At 70.0% G+C, this 13,551-nt stretch carries 15 protein-coding genes and 1 tRNA gene; 8 read left to right on the top strand and 8 right to left on the bottom strand.

All coding sequences use genetic code 11. The annotated features are described in order from the left end of the window. Positions 1-126: 126 nt before the first annotated feature. On the bottom strand, positions 127-1,119 hold the full coding sequence (locus EBL85_RS10265; RefSeq protein ID WP_123142863.1) for an aldo/keto reductase: 993 nt from the start codon (positions 1,117-1,119) through the stop codon (positions 127-129). Positions 1,120-1,210: 91 nt separating this feature from the next. Then, the gene (locus tag EBL85_RS10260; RefSeq protein WP_123140133.1) at positions 1,211-1,783 is read right to left on the bottom strand and encodes a cytochrome b; all 573 of its coding nucleotides are present in this window, start codon (positions 1,781-1,783) and stop codon (positions 1,211-1,213) included. Positions 1,784-1,894: 111 nt separating this feature from the next. Between EBL85_RS10260 and EBL85_RS10255 the strand changes: the two genes are divergently transcribed. Then, positions 1,895-2,836 (top strand): LysR family transcriptional regulator, encoded by a 942-nt coding sequence (locus EBL85_RS10255; RefSeq protein ID WP_123142862.1) that lies wholly within the window; start codon positions 1,895-1,897, stop codon positions 2,834-2,836. Positions 2,837-2,851: 15 nt separating this feature from the next. On the opposite strand, the gene EBL85_RS10250 is transcribed toward EBL85_RS10255, so the two are convergent. Further along, positions 2,852-3,124: a helix-turn-helix domain-containing protein gene (locus tag EBL85_RS10250; protein WP_223806117.1), complete on the bottom strand. Its 273-nt coding sequence runs from the start codon at positions 3,122-3,124 to the stop codon at positions 2,852-2,854. Between the two features lie 177 nt (positions 3,125-3,301). Between EBL85_RS10250 and EBL85_RS10245 the strand changes: the two genes are divergently transcribed. Then, positions 3,302-3,901 (top strand): NAD(P)H-dependent oxidoreductase, encoded by a 600-nt coding sequence (locus EBL85_RS10245; protein ID WP_123142860.1) that lies wholly within the window; start codon positions 3,302-3,304, stop codon positions 3,899-3,901. Between the two features lie 188 nt (positions 3,902-4,089). On the opposite strand, the gene EBL85_RS10240 is transcribed toward EBL85_RS10245, so the two are convergent. Beyond that, positions 4,090-4,165, bottom strand: a tRNA-Thr gene (locus EBL85_RS10240). Positions 4,166-4,300: 135 nt separating this feature from the next. Here EBL85_RS10240 and EBL85_RS10235 point away from each other — a divergent pair. The 5 genes from EBL85_RS10235 (at position 4,301) to EBL85_RS10215 (ending at position 9,912) form a co-directional block, all read left to right on the top strand. Next, positions 4,301-5,788: an FAD-linked oxidase C-terminal domain-containing protein gene (locus EBL85_RS10235; RefSeq protein ID WP_190288069.1), complete on the top strand. Its 1,488-nt coding sequence runs from the start codon at positions 4,301-4,303 to the stop codon at positions 5,786-5,788. 45 nt (positions 5,789-5,833) lie between these two features. Next, positions 5,834-6,823 (top strand): ribonuclease T(2), encoded by a 990-nt coding sequence (locus tag EBL85_RS10230; RefSeq protein ID WP_123140128.1) that lies wholly within the window; start codon positions 5,834-5,836, stop codon positions 6,821-6,823. Between the two features lie 74 nt (positions 6,824-6,897). After that, on the top strand, positions 6,898-7,887 hold the full coding sequence (locus EBL85_RS10225; RefSeq protein ID WP_123142858.1) for an adenosine kinase: 990 nt from the start codon (positions 6,898-6,900) through the stop codon (positions 7,885-7,887). A gap of 91 nt (positions 7,888-7,978) precedes the next feature. After that, positions 7,979-8,656: a tRNA (adenosine(37)-N6)-threonylcarbamoyltransferase complex dimerization subunit type 1 TsaB gene (tsaB, locus tag EBL85_RS10220; protein ID WP_123142857.1), complete on the top strand. Its 678-nt coding sequence runs from the start codon at positions 7,979-7,981 to the stop codon at positions 8,654-8,656. Positions 8,657-8,664: 8 nt separating this feature from the next. After that, a complete protein-coding gene (locus EBL85_RS10215) occupies positions 8,665-9,912 on the top strand; it encodes a glycerate kinase (RefSeq protein WP_123142856.1) in 1,248 nt (415 codons plus the stop codon). A 6-nt stretch (positions 9,913-9,918) separates the two neighbouring features. On the opposite strand, the gene EBL85_RS10210 is transcribed toward EBL85_RS10215, so the two are convergent. Further along, positions 9,919-10,842 carry an SDR family oxidoreductase gene (locus EBL85_RS10210; protein ID WP_123142855.1) on the bottom strand — a complete coding sequence of 308 codons (924 nt, stop codon included), beginning with the start codon at positions 10,840-10,842 and terminating at the stop codon, positions 9,919-9,921. A gap of 192 nt (positions 10,843-11,034) precedes the next feature. Beyond that, positions 11,035-11,394, bottom strand: coding sequence for an HPF/RaiA family ribosome-associated protein (locus tag EBL85_RS10205; RefSeq protein ID WP_062275241.1), 360 nt, complete (start codon positions 11,392-11,394; stop codon positions 11,035-11,037). Between the two features lie 369 nt (positions 11,395-11,763). Here EBL85_RS10205 and EBL85_RS10200 point away from each other — a divergent pair, with 369 nt between their 5' ends. After that, positions 11,764-12,708, top strand: coding sequence for a DMT family transporter (locus EBL85_RS10200; RefSeq protein WP_123142854.1), 945 nt, complete (start codon positions 11,764-11,766; stop codon positions 12,706-12,708). On the opposite strand, the gene EBL85_RS10195 is transcribed toward EBL85_RS10200, so the two are convergent. Then, the gene (locus EBL85_RS10195) at positions 12,654-13,220 is read right to left on the bottom strand and encodes a hypothetical protein (protein ID WP_123142853.1); all 567 of its coding nucleotides are present in this window, start codon (positions 13,218-13,220) and stop codon (positions 12,654-12,656) included. The two genes, EBL85_RS10200 and EBL85_RS10195, sit on opposite strands and share 55 nt — an antisense overlap. 20 nt (positions 13,221-13,240) lie before the next feature. Next, positions 13,241-13,551, bottom strand: a 311-nt coding sequence (locus tag EBL85_RS17210) for a hypothetical protein (RefSeq protein ID WP_190288068.1), incomplete at its 5' end; no start/stop codon positions are given.

The raw sequence follows: 13,551 nt of genomic DNA, 5'->3' as shown, positions 1-13,551 counted from the left end.
ATAGGGAGACGCGGCGAATCAGCCGCCAGCGGGAAGGCTGGCAGCTGGCGGCTGGCTGCTGAAAGCTGCCGACTGAAAGCTGGCGGCTGCCGGCTGCCGACTGCCGGCTGGAAACCCGATCGCCCCTCAGGCGATCGCCGTCGGGTCAGGACAGGTGCGGCGGGGGGTGCCGACGCCGAGCGCGTCGATCGCCCGCATCTCCTCGGCGTCGAGGATGAAGTCGTGGATCGACTGGTTCTCGATCATGCGCTCGGCCCTGGAGGTCTTGGGCAGCGCGGCGCGACCGCGCTGCAGGTGCCAGCGCAACACGACCTGACCGGGGCTCTTGCCGTGACGCCCGGCGATGGCGACCAGGACCGGGTCGCGCAGCAACTCGAAGGCCCCGCTGGCGAAGGGCGCATAGGCGGTGACGACGATGCCCTGCGCGCGGCAGAAGGCCTCCAGCTCGGGGTCCCGGCAATAGGGGTGGATCTCGACCTGATTGACCGCGGGACGGTTCGCGGGCTCGGGCACGTCGGCGATCAGCTGGCGCAGATGGTCGATGGTGAAGTTGGAGACACCGATGGCGCGCGCCGCGCCCTTGTCGGCAAGCTCACAAAAGGCGCGCCAGATGGTGGCGCGGGCGCGCCGCGAGACCTCCGGGTCGCCGCCGGGCGGCGCGCTGAAGCTCCCCGGCCAGTGCACCAGCAGCAGGTCGACATAGCCGAGCCCGAGATCATCGAGGCTGTCGACCATGTCGTCGCGGACCCGCTGGGCGATGTCCTCGACCCGGTCGGCGTCCCAGGTCCGCTTGTGCGAGACGTTGAGGTGCGGCGGCGCCGCCGGATGGGCGAGCTTGGTGGTGATGAAGACCGCATCGCGGGTCAGGGCGCCGCTGGCGAAGCGCTGACCGAGCAGGGTGCCGACCATGCGCTCGGTCCCGTAGACATGGGCACAGTCGAACGCCCGATAGCCGTTGTCCAGCGCCAGATCGACGGCGCGCCAGGCCCGTTCGGGGAGGAAGCCCTGGAAGGCGGTCGCGCCCACCCAGTCGCCGAAGGCGGTGCCGAAGGCGAGGGTCGGCATCCGCACGCCGTTGCGCAGGGTGACGGTTCGCAGGTCATGGTGCGCGTCGCGCATGTCTCGCACTCCCTGGGTTGGTCATGTCGAGGCAACACTAGCAGCACGGCGACGACGGACCAACCCGGCCCGTCGCGCCGACCGACCGGCCTCAGCCGTCGACCTGCACCTCGGCGCCGAGCATCCGTCGCAGCGTGCCGTCGCGATCGATCAGATGATGCTTGAGCGCGCCGACGAGATGCAGCGCCACGGCACCGATCAGCAGATCGCCGCCGAGACCGTGCAGCCAGTGACCGAGCTGCGCCAGCAGCGCGTTGATCGGCACCACCTGCTGCGGGTCGGCCGGGTCCGGGTTCGGCGCCACCAGCTCCAGCCCGAACAGCGACACGCCGTGCCCGCCCAGCGCCGACATCATGAAGCCGGAGACCGGCATCAGCACCGTACCGATGATCAACAGCCAGTGCACCGCCTTGGCCAGCCACTGCTCGATCCGGGTGTAGCGACCGACGTGCGCGGGCCAGCCGTTACGGATGCGCCAGAGCACCCGTAGTGCCACGAAGAGCACGATCAGCACACCGAAGGACTTGTGCCAGGGGTAGAGCGCATAGACCCCGGCCTGTTCCATGTAGAGCCCACTGAGGGTCAGTACGATCATCATCACCGCGACGATCCAGTGCAGCGCAATGGTGTTGCCGCTCAGTCTGGTGGGGGTATCTGGACGCATCGTTCAATCTCCGTCTGGCGCCGCGCAGCGGCGGTTGGTTTCGATGTCGCCAGACTAGGGGGTGCGCACTCATGCTTCCAATGCATGAGTGCGATAATGCATATTCGCTGAATGAATCTCCGCGACCTCGACCTGAACCTGCTCGTGGTGCTGCGCCAGCTCCTGGAAGAGCGTCACGTCTCGCGCGCCGCCGAGCAGCTCGGGATGAGCCAGCCCGCCGTCAGCCGTGCGCTGCGGCGCTTGCGCGCCCTGTTCGACGACCCGCTGCTGGTGCGCACCCCCAGCGGCTATGTGCCGAGCGCGCGTGCCGAGCGACTGCTGCCGAGGCTGCGCCAGCTGCTTGCCGAGACCGAGCGACTGGTCGCCGGCCCGGACTTCGACCCGGCGACCTCGACCCAGACGGTGCGCTTCCACGGCCCCGAGCCCGAGATCGGCTGGTTCCTGCCACCGCTGTTCGCGCGCATGAGTCGGCTGGCGCCGGGGATGGTGCTGGAGATCCAGAGCGAGCCGCGCGAGCACTTCGGCCAACTCGAGCGCGGCGAGGTGCACTTCGTGCTCTCCGCGTTCACCCCCGCCGCTGGCACCGGCGAACTCCATCGCACCCCGCTGGCACCACTGACCTTTGCGCTGGTGATGCGCGCCGACCACCCGCTGGCAGCGGGCGAGCTGACCGTCGAGCGCTATGTCGCCGCGCGCCACGGTCTGGTCTCGCTCACCAGTCGCGGCGGCGGCCTACTCGGGCAGGAACTGGTCGAGCAGGGGCTGCTCGCACCCGGCGAACGGCTCAACGAGCCGCTGCGACTGTCGAGCTTCAGCGCCATCGCCGCCTTCTGCGAGCACAGCGACGTCGTCTTCCGCCTGCCGCGACGCTTCGCCGAGACACTCACCCGGGGCAGCGCGCTGGTGGTGCGCGAGGCGCCGACCACCACCACCCTGGATCGCCCGCAGATCCATCTCTACTGGCACGAGCGCTTCCACCGCGACCCGATGTGCCTGTGGATCCGCCAGCAGCTCAAGGCCGCGCACGGGCTGGCGGCGGACGCCGGGGGCTGAGCGGGCATCACATGCTCATACCCCGTGGACCTCGGCCCACGCCTTGAGCTGCTCCAGCACGCTCAGCAACGAGCGCCCGAAGTCGGTGATCTCGTAGGTCACGGCGATCGGGCGGGTGCTGAGCACGGTGCGCTCCACCAGCCCCATCTCCTCCATCTCCCTGAGCCGCTGCGCGACCATCTTCCTGCTGGCACCGCCGAGCTGGCGCGCCAGGTCGTTGAAGCGCACGGGGCCGTCCTGCAGGTGCCAGAGGATCGAGCCCTTCCACTTGCCACCGATGATCCGCATCCCACGCTCGATCGGACAGGGCTCGGTACAGGCATCGAGGACGGCCTTACACCCATCCGGCACGGGTTCGAGGGGGGGCTTGGGTGTCTTCATGTGGTTACAAAAAGTATACTGATTGACGAGGGTTACTTGGTGTCACACCATACCACCACAGTCTCACACGGTGGAGCCGCAGCGATGTCGAACATCCTCATCATCAACGCCCATGAGCCCTACCCGTCCTCGCCCGGCCGGCTCAACGCCACGCTCGTCGAGCGTGCCCGTACCCGGCTCGGGGACCAAGGTCACGTTATCCGCACCACGACAGTCCACGACGGTTACAGGCTCGCCGACGAACTCGACAAACACCGGTGGGCCGACATCATCCTGCTGCAGACCCCGGTCTACTGGATGAGCGTGCCCTGGACGTTCAAGCGCTACATGGACGAGGTCTACTCGGCGGGCATGGCGGGCGAGCTGTGCGAGGGCGACGGTCGCACCCGCAGCGACCCCTCCAGACAATACGGCTCCGGCGGCACCCTGACCGGCAAGCGCTACATGCTCTCACTGACCTTCAACGCGCCCCGGGCGGCCTTCGACGACCCCGAGCAAGACCTCTTCCAGGGCCGCTCGGTCGACGACCTGTTCTTTCCCGTGCACATGAACTTCCGCTTCTTCGGCATGACGCCGCTCGCGACCTTCGCCTGCTACGACGTGATGAAGAACCCGGACATCGAGCAGGCCCTGAGCCGTTTCGATGCCCATCTGGCCAGACACATCGAGACGGCCGCCGCATAGCGGACCGATCCCGGCGACAGGGCTGCCAGCGCATCCTATCCGACAGGCAGGGCACGACAGCGACCGTCAACGAGCGGAAGTAGAGCGATGGGGTCCGGGGCCTGCAGCAGGGACATGACGCCCGGATCACAGCAACCGTGATCGTGTCTCGGGACGCGGAGATCGACTGAGACCGGGGAGCGGAGAGATGGAGCTGGCGGACGGATTCGAACCGACGACCTACTGATTACAAATCAGTTGCTCTGCCAACTGAGCTACGCCAGCCTTGAGGTAGGGGTGCCGGCACCCAAGAAGGGTGCTGGGGGAGGCGATTCTAGCGCGAAGCGCACCCGATGCTCAAATGCCGTCGTTCGTCCCGACCGACGGCGCACCATGACACCAGCGCCGAGGAGACCGCCGATGAGTCGGATCCAGCCACCCGGACGTCCGTTCGACGACCCCGAGCTGTGCGCCAGCCGTGCCGAACTGGCGCGCGCGCTGCGCACCTTCCTCCCCGCCGAGGCGGTACTCGCACGCGAGGAGGAGGTGCGCCCCTACGAGTGCGACGGACTCTCGGTCTATCGCCAGACGCCACTGCTGGTGGTCCTGCCGCGCGATGTCGCCGAGGTGCAGCAAGTGATGCGGCTGTGTCATCAGCGTCGGGTGCCGGTGGTCGCGCGCGGCGCCGGGACCGGACTCTCGGGCGGCGCCCTGCCCTGCGGCGAGGGCATCGTGCTCAGCCTGGCGCGGCTCGACCGCATCCTCGCACTCGACCCCGAGGCGCGGCTGGCGCGGGTCCAGCCCGGGGTGCGCAACCTCGCCATCAGCGAGGCGGCCGCCGCCCACGGGCTCTACTACGCCCCCGACCCCTCCAGCCAGATCGCCTGCACCATCGGCGGCAACGTCGCCGAGAACTCGGGCGGGGTGCACTGTCTGAAATACGGCCTGACGGTGCACAACGTGCTTGCGGTCAAGCTGGTCAGCGCCGAGGGCGAGCTGATCGAACTCGGCGGCGAGGCGCTCGACGGCCCCGGCTACGACCTGCTCGCGCTCTATATCGGCTCCGAGGGGATGCTCGGGATCACCGTCGAGGTGACGGTACGGCTGCTGCCCCGCCCGCCGCTGGCGCGCGCGCTGCTCGCCGCCTTCGACGACGTCGGTCGGGCCGGCGCGGCGGTGGGCGAGATCATCGCCGCCGGCATCCTCCCGGCGGGGCTGGAGATGATGGACGGCCCGGCGATCCGCGCCGCCGAGGACTTCATCGGTGCCGGCTACCCGGTCGAGGCCGCCGCCATCCTGCTCTGCGAGCTCGACGGCACCGAGGCCGAGGTCGCCGCCCAGGTCGAGGCGGTCGAGACCCTGCTCGCGCGCGCCGGCGCCACCGAGGTGCGGGTCTCGCGCGACGAGGCCGAACGCGCGCGCTTCTGGCAGGGGCGCAAGTCGGCCTTCCCCGCCGTCGGTCGGATCTCCCCCGACTACTACTGCATGGACGGCACCATCCCGCGCCGCGCCCTGCCCGAGGTGCTGCGCCGCACCGCCGAGCTGGCCGCGGAACACGACCTGGCGGTGGCCAACGTGTTCCACGCCGGCGACGGCAACCTGCACCCATTGATCCTGTTCGACGCCAACCGTCCCGGCGAACTCGAACGCACCGAGGCGCTCGGCGCCCGTCTGCTCGAGCTGTGCGTCGAGGTCGGCGGCACCATCACCGGCGAGCACGGGGTCGGGGTGGAGAAGCTCGGACAGATGTGCGTACAGTTCAGCGCCCGCGAACTGGCCCAGTTCCACGCGGTAAAATCGGCCTTCGACCCCGCGGGACTGCTCAACCCCGGCAAGGGCGTGCCGACGCCACGACGCTGCTCGGAATACCGTCAGCTGCCCGCGCACCCGCACCCGCACCCACATTGATCGGCCCGGCACGCGCCGGGCCCGCGCCAGCGAGGACGTGACCGTATGACCCGAACCCCATCGATCAGGCCGCTGCCGACATGGCGCGCGACGGCGGCGCTGCTGCTCGCGCTCGGCGCGCTCGCGCCGCTGCGCGCCGCGCCGCTCTCGGCGACCCTGATCGCCGAACGCGCCTGCCCGGCCACCGTCGCCATCCGTCACGACGCCAACCCGGGGGCGATCCATCTCGACCCGGGCGCGCGCTACCCGGTGGTCGGTGCCAACCGCCCCGACCAGCCCAGCCACTATCTGCTGCGTCTGCAGGGCGTCGAGCCGTCCCAGCGTTGGGTGGCGCACGACTGCGGTCGGCTGGTCGAGGTCGCCGACACGGCCACGCCGCCCGCCCCAACCGGCGAACCGCGCTATCTGCTCGCGGTGAGCTGGCAGCCGGCCTTCTGCGAGCGCCGTGGCCGTGCACCGGAGTGCCGCGACCAGACCCCGCAACGCTTCGATGCCCGCGCCTTCTCGCTCCACGGACTATGGCCGCAACCGCGCGACAACGTCTATTGCGATGTCCCGGCGAAGGCACGGGCGCTGTCGCGCGACGGCGACTGGCAGCGTCTGCCGGCGCTCGCACTCGCGCCCGACACCCGACGCGAACTCGACCGGGTGATGCCGGGCACGCGCTCGGCCCTGCACCGTCACGAGTGGGTCAAGCACGGCAGCTGCTACGGCGACGACCCCGAGGGCTATTTCGCCGACTCGCTGCGACTCCTGGCCGCGCTCAACGCTTCGCCGGTCCGCGACCTCTTCGTCTCGCGCATCGGCCAGCACCTGCGCGCGAGCGAGGTACGCGCGGTCTTCGACAGGGCCTTCGGCAAGGGCGCGGGCGAGCGGGTGCAACTGGTCTGTCACGACGGCCTGATCAGCGAGCTGCGCCTCGCCCTCAAGGGGCCGATCGAGGCCGGACGCGGACTCGACGCACTGCTGCGCGCCGCACCGCCGCGCGCGGCTGGCTGCAAGGGCGGACGCGTCGACCGCGCCGGTCGCGACTGAGCACATCGCCGCCCTGCACCCCCGAGCGACATCTGTACAATGTGCCCCCTCGACTTCAGGAGCACGGAGACACTATGGCCAAGTACGACATCTATGGGATCGGTAACGCACTCGTCGACATGGAGTTCGAGGTCGACCCCAACGACCTCGGCATCCTCGGCATCGACAAGGGCGTGATGACCCTGGTCGACGAGCAGCAGCAGGCAGCGATCATGGACCACCTCCGTGAGCGTCACCATCAGCGCGGCTCGGGCGGGTCGGCGGCCAACTCCGTGATCGCGGTCGGTCAGTTCGGCGGCAGCGGTTTCTATTCCTGCAAGGTCGCCGACGACGAACTCGGGCACTTCTACATGCAGGACCTGGTCGAGGGCGGTATCGACACCAACCTCCACACCAAGAAGGAGGCCGGCGACACCGGTCGCTGCGTGGTGCTGGTCACCCCCGACAGCGATCGCACCATGTGTACCTTCCTCGGCATCAGCCAGGGGCTGTCGACCAACGAACTGGTCGAGGAGGCGCTGCGCGACTCGGGCTGGTTCTACACCGAGGGCTATCTGGTCACCTCCGACAGCGCCCGCGAGGCGGCCAAGGCGGCCAAGCGCATCGCCGACGAGGCCGGTGTCAAGACCGCCTTCTCGCTCTCCGACCCCAACATGGTGAAGTTCTTCAAGGACGGCCTGCTGGAGATGATCGGCTCGGGCGTCGACCTGCTGTTCGCCAACGAGTTCGAGGCCATGGGCATGGCCGGCAGCGAGGACCTCGGCGACGCCATCACCTATCTCAAGACCCTCAGCCGCAGCTTCGCCATCACCCGCGGCCCGCAGGGCGCGCTGGTGTGGGACGGCGCACAGATGCTCGAGATCGCTCCGGTGGCGGTCAAGGCGGTCGACACCGTCGGCGCCGGCGACATGTTCGCCGGTGCCTTCCTCTATGGTCTCAGCCAGGGCTGGGACCATCAGCGCGCCGGCGATCTGGCCTCGGCGGCCTCGGCGCGACTGGTCACCAGCCTCGGCCCGCGCCTGACCACGGAGCAAACCCAGGCGGTGCTGCGCGACTTCGCCTGATCCCGCCCGCCCCGGCCCGCCGGGGCCCCGGCCCCGGCGTCATCGCCCGTCCTCGACGGGCACCATCGATCACCCCGGTAATCCCACCATCATGAAGCTCCTCGCGATCGACACCTCAGGTGAGACCTGTTCAGCCGCCCTGTTGCAGGACGGGACCCTGACCCAGCGCCTCGAGACCGCTCCCAGACGCCACGCCGAACTCATCCTGCCGATGATGCAGCAGCTCGTCGACGAGGCCGGGCTGCGGCTCGCCGATCTCGACGCGCTCGCCTTCGCGCGCGGGCCGGGGTCCTTCACCGGGGTGCGGATCGCCGCCTCGGTGATCCAGGGCGTGGCCTTCGGCGTCGACCAGCCGGTGATCCCGGTCTCGACCCTGGCGGCGATCGCCCAGGGCGCCTACCGGCGCAGCGGTCACACCCGGCTGCTGGTGGCGCTCGATGCGCGCATGGACGAGGTCTACTGGGGGGCCTTCGAGATCAACGAAGCCGGGCTGGCCGAGGCGCGCGGCAGCGAGCGCGTCTGTGCCCCCGAAGCGGTGCCAGCACCCGAGGGCGAGGGTTGGTACGGGGTCGGTCCCGGCTGGGCGGCCTATGCGGAACGGCTGCGCCCGCAGATCGGCACGGCACTCGCCGGGGTGCTCGAGGAAGGGGTCTGCGAGGCGCGTGACCTGGCGGTGCTCGCCGAGGCCGAGCACCGGCTCGGTCACGAGGTGGTGCCGGAGCTGGCCATCCCCGTCTATCTGCGCGATCAGGTCACCCGCAAGGGCTGATCCCGGGAATGACCGACGAGCGGCGCCTGCTCATCGACTGCTTCATGGCGGCGATCGCAGCCGTCGGCGGCACCCGGGCGGTCACCCGCGCACTGGAGGCGCGCGCGCCGCCTCACCCGGTCGAGCTGTTCGCCATCGGCAAGGCCGCGGCCGCCATGGCCCGAGGCGCCTTTGACGCCCTCGGCGAGGAGAGGATCACCGGCGGCCTGCTGATCACCAAGGCGGGCCATGTCGACCCGGCCGACTTCCCCCGACTCGATTGCCGTTGCGGCGGCCACCCGCTGCCCGATGCCGGCAGCCTCGATGCCGGGCGCGCGCTGATCGCGCGGCTCGCCGCGTTGCCCGCCGGGGTCGAGCCACTCTTGCTGATCTCCGGCGGGGCCTCGAGCCTGGTCGAGGTACCGGTCGCCGGGGTCGATCTCGACACCCTGGTGCGGGTCAACGACTGGCTGCTCGCCAGCGGCCAACCGATCGCGACGATGAATCTGGTGCGCAAGGCGCTGTCGCGGATCAAGGCCGGCGGACTGCTCGCCGTCTGCCCGCCGGGGCACACCCCCCGGGTGCTGGCGATCTCCGACGTCCCCGGCGACGACCCCGGGGTGATCGGCTCCGGGCTCTTGGTGCCCGAACCGGAGCTGGCAGCCCGCTGCACCGGGCTGCACGGACTGCCCGACTGGCTCGACCGGCTGGTCCGCCACGGACTGGCCGCGCGCCCCGCGCCCACCGGCCCCGGCCTCGGCCCCGGCCCGGAGATCGAGTTGGTGGCCACCGCCGCCCACGCCCGCGCCGCCGCGCTCGCACACGCCCGTGCGCAGGGACTCGCCACCTGGCCGCACCCCCAGCCGCTCACCGGAGAGGCCGCCGTCGCCGGTCAGCGCCTGGCCACCCGGCTCGCCGCCACGACCACGCCGGGGCTCTATCTGTGGAGCGGCGAGACCACGGTCAGGCTACCGCCCCGCCCCGGACGCGGCGGTCGCAACCAGCACCTCGCGCTGGCCGCGGCCATCGCCCTCGACGACCGCGACGACGTCACCCTGCTCAGCGCCGGCAGCGACGGCAGCGACGGGCCCACCGAGGACGCCGGGGCGCTGATCGACGGGGCGAGCTGCACGCGGGCACGTCGGCTCGGACTCGACCCCGCCGAGCATCTCGCCGGCGCCGACGCCGGCAGCCTGTTCGCCGCCACCGGCGAGCTGCTGCGCACCGGCCCCACCGGCACCAACGTCATGGACCTGGTGCTGGCGATCAGGCGCTGAGCCGGGTCAGCCGTTGAGATAGCCGAGCTGATCGACGTTGAACGGGGTCGGGGTCAGACCGAGCCGGGCGAAGCTGTCGTTCTCGCTGCAGACGTTGCTCTCGAGCAGCATCTGGATCTGGTCGCGACTGATCGGGAACCAGGGATAGCGATCGAACAGCCCGGCCATCGCCCGGACCGCGAACACCGGCGCCGGCACCATCGCCTTCTGCTTGCCGACGGCCGCGGCGATGGTGCCGAGGATCGCCTTCCAGCTCAGCCGCTGCGGGCCACACAGGCTGTAGGTCTGGGACTCGGTGCGCGGCTCGCCGAGCGCCAGGGTGAAGGCGCGGGCGACATCGTCGATATGCACCGGCGCCAGCTCGAAGGCCCCGGCCTGCTGCGGCAGCAGCCCGTCGTAGAACAGCGGCGCCGGGATCGGCGCGGCGATGATGTCCTTGTTGAGCTGCGAGCAGAACTCCATGCGCCCGCGCGGGTCGCCGAAGATCACCGAGGGGCGGAAGATGGTCCAGGCCAGCCCCGAGGTCTTGAGTGCCTCCTCGGCGGCGAACTTGGTGCGTTGGTAGGCAGTCCCATCGGGTCGCACCCCATTGGCGCTCATGAGCAGGAAGCGACCCACGCCGGCGGCCTGGGCCGCGGCGATGGTGTCGACCACGCCCTGATGCTGCAGCGCCTCGAAGGTGATGCCGCGCGCCGGGAACTCGCGCAGGATGCCGATCAGATAGATCACCGCATCGGCGCCGCGCACGCAGGCATCGAGCGCGCCGCGCTCGGCCACGGTGCCGGGCACCAGCTCGCACTCGACGCCACGCTCGACCTTGGACTCGCTGCCCGGGCGCACCAGCAGCCGGGGCACATGACCGGCGGCGAGCAGATGATCGATCAGATGGGCACCGACGAAGCCGGTCCCGCCAATGATTGCAACCTTCATGTTCGAGTAACTCCTGTTCTACGGTCGCGACCACCGCGCACGACGATCGCTCGAAGTCGACGCGGACGCCGGATACGCATACCCGCGTCCGCCCATGGCGAAGGATGTGGGGACGGTGAGGGACAGAGCGAAGCCCGGGCGGGGTGGCGGGAGCGGCCGGGATGGCGGCGCTCATCCCGGCACGAGGCCGGTTCAGTGACCAGCCATCTCGGTGGCGTGCTCGCCGGACTGACCGGCCGGTGTCCGCTCGAGCACACCCTGCCAGCGCACCCGACGCACGCTGCGCCGCGCCGCGCCGAACACCCCGGTGATCGCCTCGACAGCGGTCTTGCTGGCATCGCGCACCACCAACTGGCGACCCTGCGCGAGTTTGATGCGGAGTTCACAGCGCACGCGATGACCGTGCAACCGGTCGAACTCCTCCTGGATGGTGGCCTGCGTCTCGATCCGCTCATCGGTGAAGCGATCCTCGAGCTTCTTGGCCTCGGATTCAATCTGACGACGAATATCGGCATCGAGCGCGAGAGTGTCGCCGCCTATCTTAATGGACATACTTGATCTTCTCCCAAGACTCGGTCCAGGCGGAAGATACAGACCGCGATGTCGGCGACCGAGTGGATTCGCTATGAGGGCTACCGCATCGACTGTGATGGCGTCTCAGGAGCTTCTCCGGGGAGGAGAACGGACGCGGTGCGATGGACTGCGGCAGTGCCGTGGATCATGATGCCGGGACCGGCGAAAAGCAAGGGCAAAACCCCCAACCACAACCGTTGCAATGGATTTGCACGCTCCGACAATGACCCGGATCAGCGATTGCGAGCATCGCCCGTGCCCCATCGGCCCCGAAATGGGGCGACGCGCGCCCGAGCCCGCACCATGACATACCGCCCCCCTTGATCGAACCGCCCAGGCTCCTGCCCCATGCACCACCGCCCGACCGACTGGCTGCTGCTCCTCGCGCTCACCGCACTCTGGGGCTCGGCCTTCGCGCTCACCGGGATCGGCGTCGAGGCGCTGCCGGTTCAGCTGGTGGTCGCCGCCCGGCTGCTGATCGCCTGCGCCCTGCTGCTCCCGGCGGCGCTGCTGTTCGCCCGCCGTCCGGCGCACAGCGCACGGCTGTGGGGCGCCTATGTGCTGATCGCGCTGTTCGGCAACGCCCTGCCCTATTCGCTGGTGACCTGGGGACAGCAGACGATCGCCAGCGCCCAGGCCGGCATCCTGATGGCGACGATGCCGCTGGCCACCCTCGGCATGGCGCACTATCTCGTACCCGGCGAGCGCATCACCCGACACCGCGCAGGCGGCTTCCTCGTCGGCTTCTGTGGGGTCGTGGTGCTCATTGGACCGGCGGCCTGGGGCGATGTCGACCCGGCGCGACTGCCGGCGATGGGGGTGATCCTGCTCGGCGTCTGCTGCTATGCCGTGGCCGCCATCCTGGCGCGACTGCGGCCTCCGAGCGACGCCCTCTACAGCGCCGCGGCGACCACCACCCTGGCGACCCTGATGTTGCTGCCGACACTGCTCGCGCTGCCGGCGACACCGACCGCAATCCACCCCGAGGAGCGCCACCTGCTGGCACTGCTCGCCCTCGGCGGCGGTTCGACCGCGCTCGCAGCGATCCTCTACATGCGACTGGTCAAGCGCGCCGGCGCGGCCTTCGTCTCACAGCTCAACTATCTGATCCCGCTGTGGGCGCTGGGGGTGGGGGTGGGACTGCTCGGCGAGCCGCTCGCCTCCCGCCACCTGCTCGCCCTGGCGCTGATCCTCGGCGGCATGGCGCTGGCGCGCCGCGAGCGCGACGCCGGAGCGGATCAGACGGGGTCGGACTCGAACAGGTCAGCGAAGGCGCGATCGAAGCGGCGGTAGGCCTCCCAGCCGTCCTGGTCCATCACCTGATCGATCACCCAGCGATTCTCCTGCCCCTCGCCCATCAGTCGCTGGATCTCGAAGCCGAGGTGACGCAGCAGCGCATAGCTCGGTCCCTCGTCGGTGAAGCCGTACTCGGCATACTCCCCGGAGCGGGCGTTGAGCCGCTCGATGAAGGCCGCGCCGTGCGCCCCCGGCCCGAGCAGGTCGGTGGCGTTGTCCTGGACGTGATCGAAGACCCGACGCGCGAACCCGGTGATCAGGTCGCGCCGCCGGTCCTCGTCGAGACGGGCATGGGCGAGCCGATCGGCGATCTGGATGAGGAACACCAGATACTCCTCGATCACCGCCAGACGCTGGGCGTCGTCGCGATAGACGAAGCGCTCGCAGTGCAGGTTGATCGCGCGATCGAGGGCGATGCGCCAGGCGATGAAGGCCAGCGCGCCGGCGACCTCGTCGAGCGAGCGCGCACGGTCCGGGTCCGACCAGTGACTCTTGATCCTCAGTGCCATCTCCAACCCTCCATCGATTGTCAGTCACGCAAGACCGGATGGACCCAGTCGATCCCCTCGCCGCGCTCACCGGCCACCATGAACTTGCGCAACGCCGAGCGCAGCTCCGGGGCCAGCGGACCGACCCGACGCTGCAACCACTCGAAATCGGCGCCCTGGTGCGCCAGATACACCAGATAACTGTGCCACAGCGCCTGGGCGTCGACCCCACGCCGCTCAGGCAACATCGAGGCCCCGGCGGCCTTGCCCAGCGCACGGTCGAGTCGCTCGGCGGCGAGTGGCCCGATACCGCGTCTCAGACCATCGAGCAGCGGTTCGAGCCGGCCCCAGG

Source organism: Marichromatium sp. AB32 (assembly GCF_003718675.1).
Lineage (GTDB): Bacteria > Pseudomonadota > Gammaproteobacteria > Chromatiales > Chromatiaceae > Marichromatium > Marichromatium gracile.
The sequence above is the reverse complement of the archived record's forward strand: the minus strand, read 5'-3'. Positions and strand labels throughout refer to the sequence as shown.